This window comes from Pseudomonas sp. LBUM1668 (assembly GCF_059695715.1).
Window position 1 is genome coordinate 112,542 of sequence record NZ_CP166787.1, and the last position, 21,728, is coordinate 134,269.

Sequence of the window (21,728 nt, forward strand, 5' to 3'; positions counted from 1 at the left end):
TTTTGTATTGAGCTGACACGACCCCTGTGGCGAGGGGATTTGTCCCCGATGGGCTGCGCAGCAGCCCCAAACCCGGAAAACGCGATTATGCAGACATAACGTGCTTGCTGGAGTTGCGGCTGCTGCGCAGCCGATCGGGGATAAATCCCCTCGCCACAATGGTGTAGAACCGGGCCTTATATCAAGGCAACTCCAACCCGCCCGAAGCCTTGTGCAATTTGCGCAAATGCTCGCCGATCTGTTTCACGTTGGCCTCGCTGGCAGCAATTTCGGCGGCGCGCTTGGGCTCCAGCAACTTACGCACTTCCTTGTCCAGATCACCGCTGAGTAACAGCAGCTTCTTCTGCCGCTGGCTGCTTTCCGCTTCGAGTCGGCTGAACTCGCTGGGTTGCGGCAAACCGTAGCCTTTCGAATCCAGCAGTTCCGCCGGACGACTGAGGAACCCACTGTTGGCGAGGATTTCCTGCAAGGTCGCATTGGCCTTGTCCATTCCGCCATTCTCCAGTTCCCGCGCACCCAGATACCGCTGTTTGACCTCGTCCTGCGCGAGCAACAACTGGCGACGGAAACTCGCCTGCTCCAGCAGCAACAGCGCGGCGCTGGTGCGCAGGTCGGCGCGGTCGAACCATTCGCGGCGCTCTTCGGCCGACAACGAAAGCCATTCCTCGACGGTGTTCTGTTTGATCGGCAGCTGCTTCTTCAGCACGTCGAACATCGCCTGATAGCGATCGCGGAACGAGTCGAAGCGATAGCCCAGACGCAGCGCCTCTTTCGGGTCATCCAGGACGCTGGTGTCGGCCAGACCACGGCCCTTGAGCACTTCCAGCAAACCGTTGGGCATGATGCTGTCGAGGCCGGTGAGCTGCGCGTTGTTGCTGCCGCTGCGCAACAGTTTCAAGCCTTCCACCGCGCAGTTGTTGGACAGGAAGAAATAGTTGCCGTCATAGCTCCAGTGCATCTCGGCGGCATGTTCGACCACGCCTTCGATCTCGCTGCGTGACAGATTCAGCGGTACCGAGGCGAGGCTGCGCAGTTCGGTCTTGGTGTACTCGTCGATCACCTGCGCCAACGGCAGGACAAATAGCCGCGAAGGGTATTTGCCGACCAGTCCGTCCCAACTCGACAGCTGCACATCCCCCACGAAGGCGCGGTAGGACAGCACCAGATGTTGATCCAGATCGAGCCGGCAATCCGGGCCGCGCGGGCGCCCCGGTGCACAGATCACCAGCCGCAACATGCTGTGACCCCAGCGGCTGACCCAGTTCTGATTGGCCTCGGCCAGTAAGTAATCGACGGCGTAGACACGCTCCGGATCGACTTGTCCCAATGGTTGCTTGGCGAAGTCGTTGCCGGCGTTCAGAAACGCGAAGGTTTTGGCGCAAGTGTTCGGGGCAGGTGGCGCCCAGCCGAAGTGATCCTTGTAATAGCGATACAGCGCCGGGCGGCGGCAGGCGTAGCTCGGGTCGAGGAGAAAGTACTCCATGTTGACCGCGACGAACTCCTTGGGACTGGAGATTTCGTAGAGGTCGGGGCTGCGGGCAATCTGTCGGTTGTGTTGCTCACGCTCGCCGCGACGGCCGACGTATTGCTGCCAGCCGGCGAGGTCGAGCAATCGCGGGTCATCACTGAGGGTAAAGCGGCGCCCGTTCTGGCCACGGCATTCATCGGGAATGCCGATCAGCCCGGCACTGTTGAAGCGGCGGGTGCAGCGCTGGATCAGCGTGCGCTCGGCGTTTGGCCAGAGGCGCGCGCGGTCATAAATATGGGTGATTTCGTGCAGCACCGTGGCGAGCAGTTCCTGGCGCACCGTGCCGTGGGGGCGATTGGTCTTCTCTTTGGCCGCGCTGCCGTCGGTGAGGCTGGCGAGCAATTTGCGGTTCAGATCGAGTTCGGCGACCAGGGTTGCCTGGCCATAGGCATTGGCGGGCATGTCATCGGTCCAGCCGACATCAATGCGCCGATCCAGCCGCTCGATGAAGCTGGGCGGCAAGGCCTCCATGGCTTCATCGATCAGCGCCTGGCTGGCCTGTTGTTGGGCAGGGCTCAGACCGTCGGTCTTGAGCCGCAATTGCAGGCCGGCGTGGGCGCTGTTGCCAAGCAGCAACAACGCCCCGGCCAGTAGCCAGGCGCCAAGTGACTTCACAGTGCGAGGATGGCTTCGGCGAGAACCTGATCGCTGGCGTCGCGAGCTTCCGGCACGCGAGTGCGCAAGGTGTTGAGGGCGGCTTCCAGGTGCGCGCCACGGATATCACCGTTGCTGGCGACAAAGCTGGCGGCGTCGTCGTGGGCTTCGCGGATGATTTTCGAGTCGCGAATCGACGTGGTGGTATCGGACGTGAAATCGATGGTGCGCTGGGAGGCACGAACGATGATGTTACTGGTGGCTACCAGGGTGTGCGCCTGGGCCAGGTCGGCCAACAAAAACAGGCCAAGGGCGGCAGCAATCAGCGGGCTACGCATGGAACGACTCCGAAGGGCAATGTTAACAAGGGACTGAGATGACTATTGGACGAGAATTGCCTCTGCCAGTTCAAGGTCGCTGACATGAAGTTTCGGCCGGGTTTTACGCAGGTAGTGCAGTGCGGACTCCAGTCGAGCGCCGCGCAATTCACCGTCGCTGGCAACAAACACCGCCGCATCATCGTGGGCGACGAGCAGCAGTTTACGGTCGAACGGCGCGGAAGACACCATGCCGGTCGCCCAGACGCTTACCACGGTGTTTTGCGTGGAGATGTCGAAGGCGTTGGCCGAGGTCGTCCAGCAAGCAGTTAACAATACGGAAGGGATCAGGAATTTTTGAAGAAAAGGCATGGGACTCGGCAACTGTTGGCGAGCCGTAAGGCTAGCGCAACGCCCGGACTAGAGCCAGCGCCGAAATATCGGGACACGACCGGCGTGCCCCGCCATGCCGGACTGCTTAGATAGTCAGAATGGCCTGAGCCAGCTGAGCGTCGGTGGCCTGCAATTGTGGAGCCTGATGACGGATGTGTTCCAGCGCGCTTTCCAGTTTCACGCCGCGGATGTCGCCTTGGCTGGCGACGAAGCTGGCAGCGTCGTCACGGGCAGCGAGCACGATCTTGTCGTCACGGAAGGAAGAGGTGACGTCGGAAGTAGCGTCGGAGGAGGCTTTCAGGGCGCCGACAATCGAGTCGGTGGTCACGATGAAGCTGGTAGCGCTGGCGTTGGCAGCCACGGCCAACAAGGCAGCGGCGCTGAGCATGCGAAGACGGGTCATGGGATAACTCCTGTGGATAAACCGTATAGAGAGGTGGCTCGGTATCTGAGGAGTCAGACGCCATCGGCACAGCATTCGCCACGTACTGAATGGATATTAGGCCGGGATCAACACTTCGGACCAGTGTCTGGATAAAAAACATGTAAGAGCTGCCGAAGGTTGCGATCTTTTGATTGTGGTTTCAGGATCAAAAGATCGCAGCCTCCGGCAGCTCCTATTAATTGTACTGGTTCATATACTTGATTCAGAAACTGTACTTGTATTGGTTTTTGAATGTCCAAAACGACAAAACCCGTCGTGGTTTCCCACGACGGGTTTTGTTTTATTCAATTCGGGTTGCTGGCGGTGGGTCTAACGACCAGAGCCAGCGACGCTACTTAGCGCCAGAACGGCTTGCTCAGCTCTTCGTAGCGTTGTGCTTCGCTGATACCGGCGTCAGCCAGCAGACGCGAATCCAGACGGGCCAATTGGTGGCGGCTGGAGATGCGGCGCTGCCACAACATCAGGTTGGCGAGAACGCGCAGAGGCATGGAAGCCTGGGTTTTTGCAGCTTTGTCTTCGAAGAACAGTTCGGAACTGAGTGTACGTTCCATGGTTGACATCCTTCCGCTTGTGGCGGGATCAGGTAGTGGTTTGACTGGTGCCCATGATCCTCTCGTTTGCCTAGTCTCACTAGATACAGTTCAACTGTATTGTGAGTGACCAGTTAACTGTTTATAGAGGGTGTACGGGTCGAAATTGGGCAAACTGTACCTGTCCGCACTTAAGTGGTGCGTTTGTGCAGATTTCGGAAGGAAGTGTAGGTATTTACTGTAGGAAAAGACCGGTACAGCAGTACAGTTTTTGACGGTATCCAGAATCTCAGGGATGCCGTCGACGCAAACTGTGTTTGCGCCAACGGAACATCTGTGCGAATTACGCCGTCAGCATGCGCCCGGTTTCTTCCAGATTGATGTGCCAGCTCAACGCTTCACGCAGGATGTGCGGGGTGTGACCACCGATTGCACAGGCTGCGGTGAAGTAGTCATCCAGCGCTTGGCGAAAGTCCGGGTGCACACAGTTGTCGATGATCACCCGGGCCCGCTCGCGAGGCGCCAGGCCTCGCAGATCCGCCAGACCCACCTCTGTCACCAGAATGTCTACGTCATGTTCAGTGTGGTCAACGTGGCTGACCATCGGCACAACGCTGGAAATCGCGCCGCCCTTGGCGATCGACTTCGTCACGAACACCGCAAGATGCGCGTTACGCGCGAAATCGCCGGAGCCACCGATGCCGTTCATCATCCGCGTACCGCAGACGTGGGTAGAGTTGACGTTGCCGTAGATGTCGAACTCCAGCGCCGTGTTGATGCCGATGATACCCAGGCGCCGCACGACTTCCGGATGATTGGAAATCTCCTGCGGACGCAGCACCAATTTGTCTTTGTACTTCTCCAGGTTGCCGAACACGTCGGTGTTGCGCCGCTCCGACAGCGTGATCGAACTGCCCGAAGCGAAGCTCAGCTTGCCGGCATCGATCAGGTCGAACGTCGAATCCTGCAGCACTTCGGAGTACATGGTCAGGTCTTCGAACGGCGAGTCGATCAGGCCGCACATCACCGCGTTGGCGATGTTGCCGATCCCGGCCTGCAGCGGGCCGAGCTTGTTGGTCATGCGCCCGGCGTCGACTTCCTGCTTGAAGAAAGTGATCAAGTGATCGGCGATGGCATTGGTATCGACATCCGGCGACGACACAGTGGACGGCGAGTCCGGCTGCTGGGTGATGACGATCGCGACGATCTTCTCCGGCGGAATCGGGATCGCCGTGCTGCCGATGCGGTCGTCGACCTTCACCAGTGGAATCGGCGTGCGCGTCGGACGATACGTCGGGATATAGATGTCGTGCAGACCTTCGAGGTTGGCGTTATGCGCCAGATTGATCTCGACGATCACCTGTTTGGCGAAAATCGCGAAGCTTGCCGAGTTGCCCACCGAAGTGGTCGGCACGATATGCCCCTGCTCGGTGATGGCCACGGCTTCGATGACGGCGATGTCCGGCAACTTCAGTTGCTGGTTACGCAGTTGCTCGACCGTTTCCGACAAGTGCTGGTCGATGAACATCACTTGCCCGGCGTTGATCGCCTTGCGCAAGGTGCTGTCGACCTGGAACGGCATGCGCCGCGACAGCACGCCGGCTTCGGTCAGTTGCTTGTCGAGGTCGTTGCCCAGGCTGGCGCCGGTCATCAGGCTGATCTTCAGCGGCGTGACCTTTGCCCGCTCGGCCAGTGCATGAGGGACGGCCTTGGCTTCGCCGGCGCGGGTGAAGCCGCTCATGCCGACGGTCATGCCGTCCTCAATCAGAGCAGCTGCGTCGGCGGCGCTCATCACTTTGTCCAACAACGAAGGCAGGCGAATACGGTCACGGTACATGTATTTTTATCTCGGGCAGCGAGTAGCAGGATGCGCAGTCTAGTGAATTTGGCTGGTGCCTGTCCCGCTACCAAGGTCGCAAAAGAGGCGTCTATTGCGCGGGTTTCAAGTAAAACACCGTTACTTGATCTGCAACAACGCGGCATATTGTCCGACTGTTTGCGCAAATAAAAACGCCCCGACAGGTCGGGGCGTTTGGTTCAGCAGACGAAAATTACTCGACGGCTTTAACCATGTCTTCGATGACTTTCTTCGCGTCACCGAACACCATCATGGTCTTGTCCAGATAGAACAGTTCGTTGTCCAGACCGGCATAACCGCTGGCCATCGAGCGCTTGTTGACGATGATGGTCTTGGCCTTGAACGCTTCGAGAATCGGCATACCGGCAATCGGCGATTTCGGATCGTTCTTGGCGGCCGGGTTGACCACGTCGTTCGCGCCGAGCACCAGCACCACGTCGGCCTGACCGAACTCGGAGTTGATGTCTTCCATCTCGAACACCTGGTCGTACGGCACTTCGGCTTCGGCCAGCAGTACGTTCATGTGTCCAGGCATCCGCCCGGCCACTGGGTGGATCGCGTACTTCACGGTCACGCCACGGTGGGTCAGCTTCTCGGTCAGTTCTTTCAGCGCATGCTGTGCACGAGCCACCGCCAGGCCGTAGCCCGGCACAATGATCACGGTGTCGGCGTTGGTCAGCAGGAACGTCGCGTCGTCAGCCGAACCGGATTTCACCGGACGTGCTTCCTTCGCACCGGCCGGGCCAGCGTCCACCGTGTTGCCGAAACCGCCGAGCAGTACATTAAAGAAGGAACGGTTCATCGCCTTGCACATGATGTACGAGAGGATCGCACCGCTCGAACCCACCAGCGAACCGGCGATGATCAGCATCGAGTTGTTCAGCGAGAAACCGATACCCGCCGCTGCCCAACCGGAATAGCTGTTGAGCATCGACACCACCACCGGCATGTCAGCGCCGCCGATCGGGATGATGATCAGCACGCCCATCACGAACGCCAGCGCCAGCATCAGCGCGAACGCGGTGAGGTTGCCGGTGAACATAAAGGTCAAACCGAGTGCCAGTGTCGCCAGACCCAGTACCGCGTTCAGCTTGTGCTGACCGGTGAACTGTACCGGTGCACCCTGAAACAGGCGGAACTTGTACTTGCCCGAGAGCTTGCCGAAGGCGATCACCGAACCGGAGAACGTGATGGCACCAATGGCCGCGCCGAGGAACAGTTCCAGACGGTTGCCCGCCGGGATCGCGTCGCCCAGATGCTTGACGATGCCCAGCGACTGCGGCTCAACCACGGCGGCAATGGCAATGAACACCGCTGCCAGGCCGATCATGCTGTGCATGAAAGCGACCAGTTCCGGCATCTTGGTCATTTCAACGCGTTTGGCCATGATCGAACCGGCAGTGCCGCCGACCAGCAGGCCGACGATCACATAACCAATACCAGCAGTGGCCAGCTCAGCGCCGAGCTTATAGATGAGGCCCACAGTAGTGAGGATCGCCAGACCCATGCCGAGCATGCCGAACAGATTGCCACGGCGTGACGTGGTCGGGTGTGACAGGCCTTTGAGGGCCTGGATGAAACAGATCGACGCGATCAGATAAAGCGTCGTGACGAGATTCATGCTCATTACTTCGGCGCCTCTTCTTTTACTTTCGGGGCTTTCTTCTTGAACATCTCAAGCATGCGACGGGTGACCAGGAAGCCACCGAACACATTGACCGCGGCCAGCGCCACGGCGAGGGTGCCCATGGTCTTGCCCAGCGGAGTAACCGTCAGGGCAGCGGCCAGCATCGCGCCGACGATCACGATCGCCGAGATGGCGTTGGTCACGGCCATCAGCGGCGTGTGCAGTGCAGGTGTAACGTTCCAGACCACGTGATAACCGACATAAATCGCCAGCACGAAGATGATCAGGTTGTAGATACCGGGGGAGATAAGCTCTTCCATCGTCTGAATCCCTGCTTAGGCGTTTTTGCGGATGACTTGGCCGTCGCGGCACATCAGGCACGCGGCGACGATGTCGTCTTCGAGGTTGACGTCGAACTGGCCTTCTTTAGTGAAGACCAGCTTCAGGAAGTCCAGCAGGTTGCGTGCATACAGCGCCGAAGCGTCTGCAGCGACTTCACCGGCCAGATTGGTCGGACCGGCGATTGTCACGCCGTTCTCGATCACCACCTGATCGGCAACGGTCAGCGGGCAATTGCCACCCTGAGCCGCCGCGAGGTCGATGACCACCGAGCCCGGTTTCATTTGCGCCACGGTGTCCGCACTCAACAGCGTCGGTGCCTTGCGGCCCGGGATCAGCGCGGTAGTGATGACGATGTCAGCCTGCTTGGCGCGTTCATGCACGGCCTGGGCCTGACGCTGCATCCAGCTCGCCGGCATCGGCCGCGCGTAACCGCCGACACCGACGGCGCATTCGCGCTCTTCATCGGTCTCGTAAGGCACGTCGACGAACTTGGCGCCGAGGGATTCGATCTGTTCCTTCACCGCCGGACGCACGTCGGACGCTTCGATAACCGCACCCAGACGTTTCGCCGTAGCAATCGCCTGCAACCCGGCCACGCCTGCGCCGAGAATCAGCACGCGCGCCGCTTTCACAGTGCCCGCAGCAGTCATCAGCATCGGCATGAAGCGCGGATAGTAGTGAGCGGCCAGCAACACGGCCTTATAGCCAGCAATGTTCGCCTGGGACGACAACACATCGAGACTCTGCGCCCGCGAGGTGCGCGGCGCTGCTTCCAGGGCGAACGCGGTAATCCCGCACTCGGCCATTTTGGCGATGGTGTCGTTGTTGAACGGGTTGAGCATGCCAACCAGCACCGCACCGCGCTGGATCAGCGTCAGTTCGGCATCGCTTGGGGCGACCACTTTGAGAATCAGCTCGGCGCCAAACGCATCGTTGGCACTGCCAATAGTTGCGCCTGCCGCTTCATAAGCACTGTCGACAACGCTGGCTTTAACGCCGGCGCCGGTTTGCACAGTGACCTTATGACCTTGGCTGATCAGCTTTTTAATGGTTTCCGGGGTTGCAGCAACCCGTGTTTCACCGGTCTGGGTTTCGAGAGGAACACCAATGTGCACGTCAAATCTCCTGCGTGATCTTATTGAGTAAACCCAGGCACTTCGGATGGTGCTACTGGGGCGGCCGATCAGCACGATCCCGCTAAATCAGGGCGGGGCGCGGCATTTTGCAGGCGAACTTTATGCCCTTCAAGGGATTATGACGGGTGACGGAAAATTAACTACAAGTCATGCCGTGACCGAATGTCGCATGTGACCGGCTCAATCCCTTGCAGGCCGCGCCTTACAAGGATTCTGGACGAATTTTAAGATTTATCTCATCGGTGACGTGAATGGACCGTAATGAGTCGCGAATGAAGGCTCAAAGCCACGTCGGCAGGCGCTTGTGGGACGTCTGTACGACTTTCGGATACAGTCATTGAATATGCGACAAATACTTATATCTGTAGTGCTTCAGTTTTTCTGACTACGAGGTCAGTTATCCCTGTAAGCCTCTAGCCTTCTAGGCTGTAGCTCTGCGCCTGATTTACCAACCAGTCGCGAAATGCCTTAAGGGACGCCGATTCGACCTTTCGCTCGGGAATCATCAGGTAATACGCCTTGATGCTGGAGAGTGCCTGGGGGTTGGCAATCACCAGACGCTTCTCGGCCAATTCGCGCTGAATCAGGAACGGCGGGATCAGCGCAATGCCCATGTCGTGCATGGCCGCCTGGGCCAGCATGGAGAATAGTTCGTAGCGCGGCCCCGTCATGTCGCGAGGAATGCTCAGATGTTGCGAATTGAACCACTGACGCCAAGCGTAGGGGCGGGTGGTCTGCTGCAAGAGGGGCAGCTCGGCAATCTCTTGCGCTGTCAGCTTTATCGTGTTGCCGAGTAGGGCGGGGCTGCACACGGGCATCGGATTTTCACCCATCAGCCTGTGGGACTCGGTACCGGACCAATCGGCATCTCCGAAATAGATGGCGGCATCGAAGTCGGTGTCGGCGAAGAGGAAGGGGCGTGTGCGGTTAGTCAGGTTGACGGTGACTTCCGGATGTTTGAGCTGGAAATCTTTCAAGCGTGGCAACAGCCATTGGGTGCCGAAGGTTGGCACCACCGCCAGTTCGATCACATTGGCGCCTTGCTGACCCATCACTGACAGCGTGTCGCGTTCGACCGCATCGAGTTGAGTCGCCACCCGACGGCTGTAGGAAAGCCCTGCTTCGGTCAGCTTTACCCCGCGTCGCGAGCGTCGGAACAGTTCCACGCTGAGGAACTCCTCAAGGCTGGCGATCTGTCGGCAAATGGCGCCTTGGGTGAGGGAAAGTTCTTCGGCAGCCTTGGTAAAGCTTTCGTGACGAGCGGCAGCCTCAAAGCTTATCAGAGCAGTTGTGCTGGGGATCTTCCTGCGCATGTACGTCAACCTCACTAAAACATCGCTTAAAAGGCATTCGGCGCCGTTTCGGAGTGAGAAATTAGCACAACAGAATGCGAAATCCTCGTTTGCCGCGACCGCGAACCGCGCCTAGGATCAATGCCACGTCAATTCACCGATTTACGAGGGCACACTCATGGGCGGTAAAGCTAGCTTCAACTGGATCAATCCCCTGCTGCTGGATCAACAGCTCACCGAAGAAGAGCGCATGATCCGCGACACTGCCGAGCAGTTCGCTCAGCAGAAGCTTGCGCCGCGTGTGCTCGAAGCTTTCCGCCATGAGAAGACCGATCCGGCAATCTTCCGCGAGATGGGTGAAGTCGGCCTGTTGGGCGCAACCATTCCTGAACAGTACGGTGGCAGTGGCCTCAACTATGTCAGCTACGGCCTGATTGCCCGTGAAGTGGAGCGTGTCGACTCCGGCTATCGCTCGATGATGAGCGTGCAGTCGTCGCTGGTGATGGTGCCGATCAATGAATTCGGTACTGAAGCGCAGAAACAGAAGTACCTGCCGAAACTGGCTTCTGGCGAATGGATCGGCTGCTTCGGTTTGACCGAACCAAACCACGGTTCCGACCCGGGCGCGATGATTTCCCGTGCACGCAAAGTCGACGGTGGCTACAGCCTGACCGGCGCCAAGACGTGGATCACCAACAGCCCGATCGCCGATGTGTTCGTCGTTTGGGCCAAGGACGATGCTGGCGACATCCGTGGCTTCGTTCTGGAGAAAGGCTGGAAAGGCCTGAGCGCTCCGGCGATTCACGGCAAGGTCGGCCTGCGCGCTTCGATCACCGGTGAGATCGTCATGGACAACGTGTTCGTACCAGAAGAAAACATCTTCCCGGACGTACGTGGTCTGAAAGGTCCGTTCACCTGCCTCAACTCCGCACGTTACGGCATCTCTTGGGGTGCGTTGGGCGCTGCCGAGTTCTGCTGGCATACCGCACGCCAATACACTCTGGACCGCATGCAGTTCGGCCGTCCTTTGGCCGCTACTCAGCTGATCCAGAAAAAACTGGCGGACATGCAGACCGAGATCACTATGGCCCTGCAGGGTTGCCTGCGTCTGGGTCGCATGAAGGATGAAGGCACGGCTGCGGTCGAAATCACTTCGATCATGAAGCGCAACTCGTGCGGCAAGTCGCTGGATATCGCCCGCATGGCTCGCGACATGCTGGGCGGCAACGGTATCTCCGACGAGTTCGGCGTGGCCCGTCACCTGGTCAACCTGGAAGTGGTGAATACCTATGAAGGTACGCACGACGTCCACGCGCTGATCCTCGGTCGCGCACAAACAGGTCTGCAGGCGTTCTATTAATAGGAGAACGACCATGGGCGCGCTGTCGCATCTGCGGGTACTGGATTTATCGCGAGTGTTGGCCGGGCCATGGGCTGGGCAGATCCTCGCCGACCTTGGCGCCGAAGTGATCAAGGTCGAGCGCCCCGGCAATGGTGACGACACTCGCGCCTGGGGGCCGCCGTTCCTAAAGGACGCTTATGGTGAGAACACGTCGGAGGCGGCTTACTACCTGTCGGCCAATCGCAACAAGCAATCGGTGACCATCGACTTCACGCGTCCCGAGGGCCAAAAGCTTGTTCGCGAGCTCGCGGCCAAGTCGGACATCCTCATTGAGAACTTCAAGGTGGGTGGTTTGGCGGCTTATGGGTTGGACTATGAGTCGCTGAAGGCGATCAATCCGGATCTGATCTACTGCTCGATCACTGGCTTCGGTCAGACCGGACCCTATGCCAAGCGTGCCGGTTACGACTTCATGATCCAGGGGCTGGGTGGGCTGATGAGTCTGACCGGTCGGCCCGAAGGGGATGAGGGGGCCGGGCCGGTGAAGGTTGGTGTGGCGCTGACGGATATCCTGACCGGGCTGTATTCGACCGTGGCGATACTGGCGGCGCTGGCTCATCGTGATCACGACGGTGGTGGTCAGCACATTGATATGGCGTTGCTTGATGTGCAGGTAGCCTGCCTGGCTAATCAGGCGATGAACTACCTGACCACGGGCAATGCACCCAAGCGCCTGGGCAATGCGCATCCTAACATCGTGCCTTATCAGGACTTTCCTACGGCCGATGGCGATTTCATCCTTACCGTGGGTAATGACGGGCAGTTCCGCAAGTTTGCTGAAGTGGCGGGTCAGCCGCAGTGGGCTGATGATCCGCGCTTTACTACTAATAAGCTGCGGGTGGCGAATCGTGCAGTGCTGATTCCTCTGATTCGTCAGGCGACAGTCTTCAAGACCACGGCGGAGTGGGTAGCCCAGTTGGAGCAGGCGGGTGTGCCATGTGGCCCGATCAATGATCTGTCGCAGGTGTTCGAGGATCCGCAGGTGAAGGCGCGTGGGCTGGCAATAGAGTTGCCCCATGCGTTGGCGGGGATGGTGCCTCAGGTGGCGAGTCCTATTCGAATGTCGCAAACCCCTGTCGAGTATCGACTTGCGCCTCCTTTGCTGGGTGAACATACCTTGGAGGTTTTGCAGCGAGTCTTGGGTTTGGGCGCGGGTGCGGTGGCTGCACTGAAAGAGGATGGAGTGCTCTGAAGCTCCTTCTATATAGAAGGCTTAGCGTTCCCCTCTATATATGGGGGGGATTTGGTCGTTTCTTGATCGATCTGCAAGTAATTGAAAGAAAAGCGAAATTAGCTGTTGACGGCAGATTCCAGACGTCTATAATTCGCCCCACTTCCGGCGCAGTCGAAACGGAAAACTCCTTGAGATTCAATGAGTTAAGTAGGTTTCGAGAGCGGGTCGCTTCAGTTCATGGGAAGCCTGGAAGGAGTTGAAAGAGCGGTGATGTTTGGCTCTTTTAACGGTTCGATCTTCTCGGTCGAAAGCGGAGAAAAAGAGGTGTTGACAACAGCGAGTAACGCTGTAGAATTCGCCTCCCGCTAACGAGAGATCGGAAGCGCAAGTGGTTGAAGTTGTTGAAGAATTCTTCGAAAACTTCTGAAAATAATCACTTGACAGCAAATGAGGCTGCTGTAGAATGCGCGCCTCGGTTGAGACGAAAGATCTTAACCAACCGCTCTTTAACAACTGAATCAAGCAATTCGTGTGGGTGCTTGTGGAGTCAGACTGATAGTCAACAAGATTATCAGCATCACAAGTTACTCCGCGAGAAATCAAAGATGTAACCAACGATTGCTGAGCCAAGTTTAGGGTTTCTTAAAAACCCAAAGATGTTTGAACTGAAGAGTTTGATCATGGCTCAGATTGAACGCTGGCGGCAGGCCTAACACATGCAAGTCGAGCGGATGACAGGAGCTTGCTCCTGAATTCAGCGGCGGACGGGTGAGTAATGCCTAGGAATCTGCCTGGTAGTGGGGGACAACGTTTCGAAAGGAACGCTAATACCGCATACGTCCTACGGGAGAAAGCAGGGGACCTTCGGGCCTTGCGCTATCAGATGAGCCTAGGTCGGATTAGCTAGTTGGTGAGGTAATGGCTCACCAAGGCGACGATCCGTAACTGGTCTGAGAGGATGATCAGTCACACTGGAACTGAGACACGGTCCAGACTCCTACGGGAGGCAGCAGTGGGGAATATTGGACAATGGGCGAAAGCCTGATCCAGCCATGCCGCGTGTGTGAAGAAGGTCTTCGGATTGTAAAGCACTTTAAGTTGGGAGGAAGGGCATTAACCTAATACGTTAGTGTTTTGACGTTACCGACAGAATAAGCACCGGCTAACTCTGTGCCAGCAGCCGCGGTAATACAGAGGGTGCAAGCGTTAATCGGAATTACTGGGCGTAAAGCGCGCGTAGGTGGTTTGTTAAGTTGGATGTGAAATCCCCGGGCTCAACCTGGGAACTGCATTCAAAACTGACAAGCTAGAGTATGGTAGAGGGTGGTGGAATTTCCTGTGTAGCGGTGAAATGCGTAGATATAGGAAGGAACACCAGTGGCGAAGGCGACCACCTGGACTGATACTGACACTGAGGTGCGAAAGCGTGGGGAGCAAACAGGATTAGATACCCTGGTAGTCCACGCCGTAAACGATGTCAACTAGCCGTTGGGAGCCTTGAGCTCTTAGTGGCGCAGCTAACGCATTAAGTTGACCGCCTGGGGAGTACGGCCGCAAGGTTAAAACTCAAATGAATTGACGGGGGCCCGCACAAGCGGTGGAGCATGTGGTTTAATTCGAAGCAACGCGAAGAACCTTACCAGGCCTTGACATCCAATGAACTTTCCAGAGATGGATTGGTGCCTTCGGGAACATTGAGACAGGTGCTGCATGGCTGTCGTCAGCTCGTGTCGTGAGATGTTGGGTTAAGTCCCGTAACGAGCGCAACCCTTGTCCTTAGTTACCAGCACGTAATGGTGGGCACTCTAAGGAGACTGCCGGTGACAAACCGGAGGAAGGTGGGGATGACGTCAAGTCATCATGGCCCTTACGGCCTGGGCTACACACGTGCTACAATGGTCGGTACAAAGGGTTGCCAAGCCGCGAGGTGGAGCTAATCCCATAAAACCGATCGTAGTCCGGATCGCAGTCTGCAACTCGACTGCGTGAAGTCGGAATCGCTAGTAATCGTGAATCAGAATGTCACGGTGAATACGTTCCCGGGCCTTGTACACACCGCCCGTCACACCATGGGAGTGGGTTGCACCAGAAGTAGCTAGTCTAACCTTCGGGAGGACGGTTACCACGGTGTGATTCATGACTGGGGTGAAGTCGTAACAAGGTAGCCGTAGGGGAACCTGCGGCTGGATCACCTCCTTAATCGACGACATCAGCTGCTCCATGAGCTCCCACACGAATTGCTTGATTCATTGAAGAAGACGATAAGAAGCAGCCCGAAATTGGGTCTGTAGCTCAGTTGGTTAGAGCGCACCCCTGATAAGGGTGAGGTCGGCAGTTCGAATCTGCCCAGACCCACCAATTTTGTGTGGGAAACGCCTGTAGAAATACGGGGCCATAGCTCAGCTGGGAGAGCGCCTGCCTTGCACGCAGGAGGTCAACGGTTCGATCCCGTTTGGCTCCACCACTACTGCTTCTGACGTATGAAAGCTTAGAAATGAGCATTCCATTGAAAGATGGTGAATGTTGATTTCTAGTCTTTGATTAGATCGTTCTTTAAAAATTTGGGTATGTGATAGAAAGATAGACTGAACGTTACTTTCACTGGTAACGGATCAGGCTAAGGTAAAATTTGTGAGTTACTCTGAATTGAGTATTATCGAATTTTCGGCGAATGTCGTCTTCACAGTATAACCAGATTGCTTGGGGTTATATGGTCAAGTGAAGAAGCGCATACGGTGGATGCCTTGGCAGTCAGAGGCGATGAAAGACGTGGTAGCCTGCGAAAAGCTTCGGGGAGTCGGCAAACAGACTTTGATCCGGAGATGTCTGAATGGGGGAACCCAGCCATCATAAGATGGTTATCTTGTACTGAATACATAGGTGCAAGAGGCGAACCAGGGGAACTGAAACATCTAAGTACCCTGAGGAAAAGAAATCAACCGAGATTCCCTTAGTAGTGGCGAGCGAACGGGGACTAGCCCTTAAGTGGCTTTGAGATTAGCGGAACGCTCTGGAAAGTGCGGCCATAGTGGGTGATAGCCCTGTACGCGAAAATCTCTTGGTCATGAAATCGAGTAGGACGGAGCACGAGAAACTTTGTCTGAATATGGGGGGACCATCCTCCAAGGCTAAATACTACTGACTGACCGATAGTGAACTAGTACCGTGAGGGAAAGGCGAAAAGAACCCCGGAGAGGGGAGTGAAATAGATCCTGAAACCGTATGCGTACAAGCAGTGGGAGCCCACTTTGTTGGGTGACTGCGTACCTTTTGTATAATGGGTCAGCGACTTATTTTCAGTGGCGAGCTTAACCGAATAGGGGAGGCGTAGCGAAAGCGAGTCTTAATAGGGCGTCTAGTCGCTGGGAATAGACCCGAAACCGGGCGATCTATCCATGGGCAGGTTGAAGGTTGGGTAACACTAACTGGAGGACCGAACCGACTACCGTTGAAAAGTTAGCGGATGACCTGTGGATCGGAGTGAAAGGCTAATCAAGCTCGGAGATAGCTGGTTCTCCTCGAAAGCTATTTAGGTAGCGCCTCATGTATCACTGTAGGGGGTAGAGCACTGTTTCGGCTAGGGGGTCATCCCGACTTACCAAACCGATGCAAACTCCGAATACCTACAAGTGCCGAGCATGGGAGACACACGGCGGGTGCTAACGTCCGTCGTGAAAAGGGAAACAACCCAGACCGTCAGCTAAGGTCCCAAAGTTATGGTTAAGTGGGAAACGATGTGGGAAGGCTTAGACAGCTAGGAGGTTGGCTTAGAAGCAGCCACCCTTTAAAGAAAGCGTAATAGCTCACTAGTCGAGTCGGCCTGCGCGGAAGATGTAACGGGGCTCAAACCATACACCGAAGCTACGGGTATCATCTTAGGATGATGCGGTAGAGGAGCGTTCTGTAAGCCTGTGAAGGTGAGTTGAGAAGCTTGCTGGAGGTATCAGAAGTGCGAATGCTGACATGAGTAACGACAATGGGTGTGAAAAACACCCACGCCGAAAGACCAAGGTTTCCTGCGCAACGTTAATCGACGCAGGGTTAGTCGGTCCCTAAGGCGAGGCTGAAAAGCGTAGTCGATGGAAAACAGGTTAATATTCCTGTACTTCTGGTTATTGCGATGGAGGGACGGAGAAGGCTAGGCCAGCTTGGCGTTGGTTGTCCAAGTTTAAGGTGGTAGGCTGGAATCTTAGGTAAATCCGGGATTCTAAGGCCGAGAGCTGATGACGAGTTATCTTTTAGATGACGAAGTGGTTGATGCCATGCTTCCAAGAAAAGCTTCTAAGCTTCAGGTAACCAGGAACCGTACCCCAAACCGACACAGGTGGTTGGGTAGAGAATACCAAGGCGCTTGAGAGAACTCGGGTGAAGGAACTAGGCAAAATGGCACCGTAACTTCGGGAGAAGGTGCGCCGGTGAGGGTGAAGGACTTGCTCCGTAAGCTCATGCCGGTCGAAGATACCAGGCCGCTGCGACTGTTTATTAAAAACACAGCACTCTGCAAACACGAAAGTGGACGTATAGGGTGTGACGCCTGCCCGGTGCCGGAAGGTTAATTGATGGGGTTAGCTAACGCGAAGCTCTTGATCGAAGCCCCGGTAAACGGCGGCCGTAACTATAACGGTCCTAAGGTAGCGAAATTCCTTGTCGGGTAAGTTCCGACCTGCACGAATGGCGTAACGATGGCGGCGCTGTCTCCACCCGAGACTCAGTGAAATTGAAATCGCTGTGAAGATGCAGTGTATCCGCGGCTAGACGGAAAGACCCCGTGAACCTTTACTATAGCTTTGCACTGGACTTTGAATTTGCTTGTGTAGGATAGGTGGGAGGCTTTGAAGCGTGGACGCCAGTTCGCGTGGAGCCAACCTTGAAATACCACCCTGGCAACTTTGAGGTTCTAACTCAGGTCCGTTATCCGGATCGAGGACAGTGTATGGTGGGTAGTTTGACTGGGGCGGTCTCCTCCTAAAGAGTAACGGAGGAGTACGAAGGTGCGCTCAGACCGGTCGGAAATCGGTCGTAGAGTATAAAGGCAAAAGCGCGCTTGACTGCGAGACAGACACGTCGAGCAGGTACGAAAGTAGGTCTTAGTGATCCGGTGGTTCTGTATGGAAGGGCCATCGCTCAACGGATAAAAGGTACTCCGGGGATAACAGGCTGATACCGCCCAAGAGTTCATATCGACGGCGGTGTTTGGCACCTCGATGTCGGCTCATCACATCCTGGGGCTGAAGCCGGTCCCAAGGGTATGGCTGTTCGCCATTTAAAGTGGTACGCGAGCTGGGTTTAGAACGTCGTGAGACAGTTCGGTCCCTATCTGCCGTGGACGTTTGAGATTTGAGAGGGGCTGCTCCTAGTACGAGAGGACCGGAGTGGACGAACCTCTGGTGTTCCGGTTGTCACGCCAGTGGCATTGCCGGGTAGCTATGTTCGGGAAAGATAACCGCTGAAAGCATCTAAGCGGGAAACTTGCCTCAAGATGAGATCTCACTGGAACCTTGAGTTCCCTAAAGGGCCGTCGAAGACTACGACGTTGATAGGTTGGGTGTGTAAGCGCTGTGAGGCGTTGAGCTAACCAATACTAATTGCCCGTGAGGCTTGACCATATAACACCCAAGCAATTTGCGTCGAAAGGCCAGATTGCGGTGTGTGAAGACGAAACGAACCGAAAGTTCGATGTTCACAAACACCGAAAGCTGTCACATACCCAATTTGCTGAAGCGAGACCAACTGGTCACGACTCAGTACCCGAATTTCTTGACGACCATAGAGCGTTGGAACCACCTGATCCCATCCCGAACTCAGCAGTGAAACGATGCATCGCCGATGGTAGTGTGGGGTTTCCCCATGTGAGAGTAGGTCATCGTCAAGATTAAATTCCGAAACCCCAATTGCGAAAGCAGTTGGGGTTTTGTTTTAGTAGAAGTACCCGTTTTTGCTGTCTCGTCATCGTGTTGACGGGCCAGTTATAGAATTTCTTGACGACCATAGAGCGTTGGAACCACCTGATCCCATCCCGAACTCAGTAGTGAAACGATGCATCGCCGATGGTAGTGTGGGGTTTCCCCATGTGAGAGTAGGTCATCGTCAAGATTAAATTCCGAAACCCCTGTCTGCTAACGCAGACAGGGGTTTTGTTGTTTCAGAGCCATAAAAATCAAACTATCAAGCTACTTTGCGAGCCTTGCTGATACGTCAAGCCTGCCACTTGCGCCACCAGATGTAGACGCCAGTTCCCGATAAACCCGTTCTCCCAACGTTCCCTGCCCTGGCAATCGCCCATCCGTACCGTGAGAGAACAGCCAGCATTTGCCATGTGCTTCAGTGTCGTGCTGTCCAAATCCTGCGCCGTATAAGTTAAACGCCAGAATGCTCCCGTAATTCCGGCCAGCAATAAAAAACCCGCTGTGGCCAGCCCGATATAGCGATGTAACAAAATCAGAAATGCGCGCATGAAATTTCCCCCACAGATACGACAAAGCCAGCCCCTGAATATCAGGGGCTGGCTTTTTTATGCACAAGGCGTTGGGCTTAAAACTGGTAATTGACCGTGGCAGCGACGTTGCGCTCTTCGCCCATGTAGCAGAAATTCAGACTGGCACAGGAAGCCACGTAGGACTCGTTTGTCAGGTTGTTCGCGTTCAGGCGTACGTCAACGCCCTTCATGCCGACTTTGCCCAGGTCGTAGCCAATGGACGCGTCGAACAACGTGTAGGACGGCACCTTCATGGTGTTCTCCGCGTCCGCCCAGCTGTAGCCGACATAACGCACCCCGCCGCCCAAACGCAGACCATCGAGTGCCGCGCTGTCGAACTTATAGTCAGCCCACAACGACGCCATGTGCCGAGGCGCTTGGGTCGGTGAATTGCCTTTGTTCTCGATCACGTCGGTCGGGGTGCTCAGCGTGCTGACCATCGACTTCGAGTACTCGATATCAGTGAAGGTGTAACTGCCGAGGACTTTCAGGTTATCGGTCAGTTGCATGTGCGCTTCCAGTTCCAGACCCTGAGAGCGGACGGCTCCTACAGCGCGGTAGAAGTTTTCCTGCGGCAGTTTGGTCGCCAGGTTTTCCTGATCAATGTGGAACAGCGACGCGGTGAACAGGTCGTCAGTGCCCGGTGGCTGATACTTCAGACCCACTTCCCACTGCGTGCCATCAGTCGGAGCTAACGGATTGCCCGCGCTGTCGGCATAGGAGTTCGGGTTAAACGACTCGGAGTAGCTGATATAAGGCGCCAAGCCGTTATCGAACAGGTACAGCGCACCGGCGCGGCCAGTCAGCTTGGTGCGCTGGTCGTTGATTTCGGTGCCCTTGGGACGCCCGGCCTCGGCGATGCGGTTCTCGTCAGAGGTCTCAACCCAGTCCTGACGCAGACCCAGCGAGAAGCGCCACTTGTCCATCTCGATCAGGTCTTGCAGGTAAACGCCGGTTTGCTCCAGGCGACGTAGATAGCTGGTCTCGCCGTACATGTCGATCGCGGAGTTGCCATACACCGGATTGAACGCGTTGATGGGTGCGAGACCGCCGCTGGTCCAGTCGACCACAGTTTTGCGCCGCTGATAATCCGCCCCCATCAGCACTGTGTGCTTGGTCGCGCCGGTAAAAAATTCGGCCTGCAGCATGTTGTCGACGATAAAGGCATGCAGGCGCTCGTCACCGCCCGTGTAGTAGCGGTTCAACTCGTTGCTGGTCGGCGACGTCCAGCCATAGGCATAGACCTGATCCATGTTCACTTTGGAATCGAGATAACGGAAGTTCTGCCGCGCCGTGAAGACATCGTTGAAGCGATGTTCGAATTGATAACCGAACGATTGCTGATCACGGGAATAGCCATCAATGCTCGGCTCGCCCTCGAAGAAGTTCGGTGAAATCCGCTGACCATTACGCTGATGAATCGTACCGTCGGCGGGTACGCCACCGTGGTAGCCGCCATCCGGATCGTGTTGCAGATACGCCTGTAGCGTGAGCGAAGTGTCTTCACTGAAATCAATGCTGAGGGTCGGCGCGAGGGCGAAGCGCTTTTCCTTGTTGTGGTCGAATTGCGTGTCGGACTGATCCGACAGACCAGTCAGACGATAGGCGATGCGCTTGTCGTCATCGACCGGGCCGCTGAAGTCAAAACCGACACCGCGCTGGCCTTGCGTGCCGACCGTGGCTTGCACCTGGTGATACGCCTCGTACAACGGCTTTTTACTGGTCAGCGCCACCAGACCACCCGGCGAGCTGCGGCCGTAGAGCACCGACGACGGGCCTTTGAGAATATCCACGCGCTCAAGGAAATACGGATCGACCTGCATAGTGCTGTAGGTGCCGCTGTCGCCCATCGACTTGAGGCCGTCGAGGTAGATGTTATCCACCGAGCCGTCGTTGAAACCGCGCATCGCCACGTAGTCGTAACGGTGCGTGGCGCCATACGGGTTGGTCAGCACGCCCGGTGTGTAGCGCATCGTTTGCGAAACAGTTTGTGCGCCCTGGTCATCCATTTGCTCACGGGTGACCACAGACACGCTTTGCGACGTTTCACGCAACGCGGTACTGGTCTTGGTAGCGATCTGGCTGTGAGTGGCGTTGTAGCCGTCCATGCTGCCCAGCGCGTTGCCGAGCGCGAAGCCTTTGATGTCCGTGGTCGGCAAGGCCAGCGCTTCGGTTTCTGCGACCGAACGCAGAACATAGCTGCTGCCATCCTGACTGACCGCTTCGAGCTCCGAACCGCCGAGCAAATGGCTCAAGGCTTGATCGGTCGAATATTCGCCCTGTACCCCAGGGGATTGCCGTCCCTGAGTCTGCTGTGGGGTCATCGACAACGTGATGCCGGCCTGGCGCGCGAATTGATTCAGCGCATCACCCAGCGGCCCGGCGGCGATGTTGTAGCGATGGCTGACCTCATTGGCACCGGCAGTGGCGGCCAGGCTCAGGCTCGGTAGGACACCAACGCCCAACGCGGTGGAGAACAGTGCTGCCCGAACGGCGTGGCGCAGCAGACCCGATTCGGCAGTGGAATTCAGAGGGTTCTTACAGGTGGTACGGACAGTCATTTCAGGTTTCCGTAGGAAGTCGCGAAGGCTGAGTTGAAGTGCTTACTGACTAAG

The 21,728-nt window shown here is 56.5% G+C and carries 13 protein-coding genes, 2 tRNA genes, 4 rRNA genes and 1 pseudogene; 8 read left to right on the plus strand and 12 right to left on the minus strand.

All coding sequences use genetic code 11. From position 1 onward, the window contains the following. Positions 1 to 181: 181 nt before the first annotated feature. The 10 genes from ACA061_RS00545 to ACA061_RS00590 all read right to left on the minus strand — a co-directional run bounded on the left by ACA061_RS00545 (position 182) and on the right by ACA061_RS00590 (position 10,083). The gene (locus ACA061_RS00545; protein WP_497300378.1) at positions 182 to 2,143 is read right to left on the minus strand and encodes a DUF7844 domain-containing protein; all 1,962 of its coding nucleotides are present in this window, start codon (positions 2,141 to 2,143) and stop codon (positions 182 to 184) included. Next, a complete protein-coding gene (locus ACA061_RS00550) occupies positions 2,140 to 2,460 on the minus strand; it encodes a DUF2388 domain-containing protein (protein WP_042557003.1) in 321 nt (106 codons plus the stop codon). Before ACA061_RS00550 ends, ACA061_RS00545 begins: the two co-directional genes overlap by 4 nt. Before the next feature lie 42 nt (positions 2,461 to 2,502). Then, positions 2,503 to 2,811, minus strand: coding sequence for a DUF2388 domain-containing protein (locus ACA061_RS00555; RefSeq protein ID WP_150605122.1), 309 nt, complete (start codon positions 2,809 to 2,811; stop codon positions 2,503 to 2,505). 106 nt (positions 2,812 to 2,917) lie between these two features. Continuing rightward, positions 2,918 to 3,235: a DUF2388 domain-containing protein gene (locus tag ACA061_RS00560; RefSeq protein WP_150605123.1), complete on the minus strand. Its 318-nt coding sequence runs from the start codon at positions 3,233 to 3,235 to the stop codon at positions 2,918 to 2,920. A 377-nt stretch (positions 3,236 to 3,612) separates the two neighbouring features. Continuing rightward, on the minus strand, positions 3,613 to 3,828 hold the full coding sequence (locus tag ACA061_RS00565) for a DUF1127 domain-containing protein (RefSeq protein WP_009041553.1): 216 nt from the start codon (positions 3,826 to 3,828) through the stop codon (positions 3,613 to 3,615). 322 nt (positions 3,829 to 4,150) lie between these two features. Beyond that, positions 4,151 to 5,644, minus strand: a complete 1,494-nt coding sequence (gene scpC / locus ACA061_RS00570; RefSeq protein WP_210553213.1) for a succinyl-CoA:acetate CoA-transferase ScpC — start codon at positions 5,642 to 5,644, stop codon at positions 4,151 to 4,153. Between the two features lie 214 nt (positions 5,645 to 5,858). Continuing rightward, complete coding sequence (locus ACA061_RS00575) at positions 5,859 to 7,292, minus strand: NAD(P)(+) transhydrogenase (Re/Si-specific) subunit beta (RefSeq protein WP_210553212.1); 1,434 nt, start codon at positions 7,290 to 7,292, stop codon at positions 5,859 to 5,861. After that, the gene (locus tag ACA061_RS00580) at positions 7,292 to 7,612 is read right to left on the minus strand and encodes an NAD(P) transhydrogenase subunit alpha part 2 (RefSeq protein ID WP_003187417.1); all 321 of its coding nucleotides are present in this window, start codon (positions 7,610 to 7,612) and stop codon (positions 7,292 to 7,294) included. Before ACA061_RS00580 ends, ACA061_RS00575 begins: the two co-directional genes overlap by 1 nt. Before the next feature lie 15 nt (positions 7,613 to 7,627). Beyond that, positions 7,628 to 8,749, minus strand: coding sequence for a Re/Si-specific NAD(P)(+) transhydrogenase subunit alpha (locus ACA061_RS00585; RefSeq protein WP_497300379.1), 1,122 nt, complete (start codon positions 8,747 to 8,749; stop codon positions 7,628 to 7,630). A gap of 434 nt (positions 8,750 to 9,183) precedes the next feature. Beyond that, positions 9,184 to 10,083, minus strand: coding sequence for a LysR family transcriptional regulator (locus ACA061_RS00590; RefSeq protein WP_150617034.1), 900 nt, complete (start codon positions 10,081 to 10,083; stop codon positions 9,184 to 9,186). Positions 10,084 to 10,240: 157 nt separating this feature from the next. Between ACA061_RS00590 and ACA061_RS00595 the strand changes: the two genes are divergently transcribed. The 8 genes from ACA061_RS00595 (at position 10,241) to rrf (ACA061_RS00630) (ending at position 18,731) form a co-directional block, all read left to right on the plus strand. Continuing rightward, entirely contained in the window at positions 10,241 to 11,422 is a 1,182-nt protein-coding gene (locus ACA061_RS00595; protein WP_497300380.1) for an acyl-CoA dehydrogenase, read from the plus strand. 13 nt (positions 11,423 to 11,435) lie between these two features. Beyond that, positions 11,436 to 12,656: a CaiB/BaiF CoA transferase family protein gene (locus tag ACA061_RS00600; protein ID WP_150617036.1), complete on the plus strand. Its 1,221-nt coding sequence runs from the start codon at positions 11,436 to 11,438 to the stop codon at positions 12,654 to 12,656. Between the two features lie 644 nt (positions 12,657 to 13,300). After that, a 16S ribosomal RNA gene (locus tag ACA061_RS00605) occupies positions 13,301 to 14,837 on the plus strand. An 82-nt stretch (positions 14,838 to 14,919) separates the two neighbouring features. Then, positions 14,920 to 14,996 (plus strand) — tRNA-Ile (locus ACA061_RS00610). A 30-nt stretch (positions 14,997 to 15,026) separates the two neighbouring features. Then, positions 15,027 to 15,102: transfer RNA gene (locus ACA061_RS00615), tRNA-Ala, on the plus strand. Positions 15,103 to 15,350: 248 nt separating this feature from the next. After that, positions 15,351 to 18,244 (plus strand): 23S ribosomal RNA (locus ACA061_RS00620). A 150-nt stretch (positions 18,245 to 18,394) separates the two neighbouring features. Beyond that, a 5S ribosomal RNA gene (rrf, locus tag ACA061_RS00625) occupies positions 18,395 to 18,510 on the plus strand. 105 nt (positions 18,511 to 18,615) lie between these two features. Beyond that, positions 18,616 to 18,731 (plus strand): 5S ribosomal RNA (gene rrf, locus ACA061_RS00630). Together the 16S, 23S and 5S rRNA genes with 2 tRNA genes alongside form the textbook arrangement of a ribosomal RNA operon. A 277-nt stretch (positions 18,732 to 19,008) precedes the next feature. Here rrf (ACA061_RS00630) and ACA061_RS00635 read toward each other — a convergent pair. Together ACA061_RS00635 and ACA061_RS00640 are read right to left on the minus strand one after the other, a co-directional pair. Further along, positions 19,009 to 19,092, minus strand: a pseudogene (locus ACA061_RS00635) (hypothetical protein); the annotation flags it as partial. A gap of 77 nt (positions 19,093 to 19,169) precedes the next feature. Next, positions 19,170 to 21,674 carry a TonB-dependent siderophore receptor gene (locus ACA061_RS00640; RefSeq protein WP_497300381.1) on the minus strand — a complete coding sequence of 835 codons (2,505 nt, stop codon included), beginning with the start codon at positions 21,672 to 21,674 and terminating at the stop codon, positions 19,170 to 19,172. Between the last annotated feature and the right edge of the window lie 54 nt (positions 21,675 to 21,728).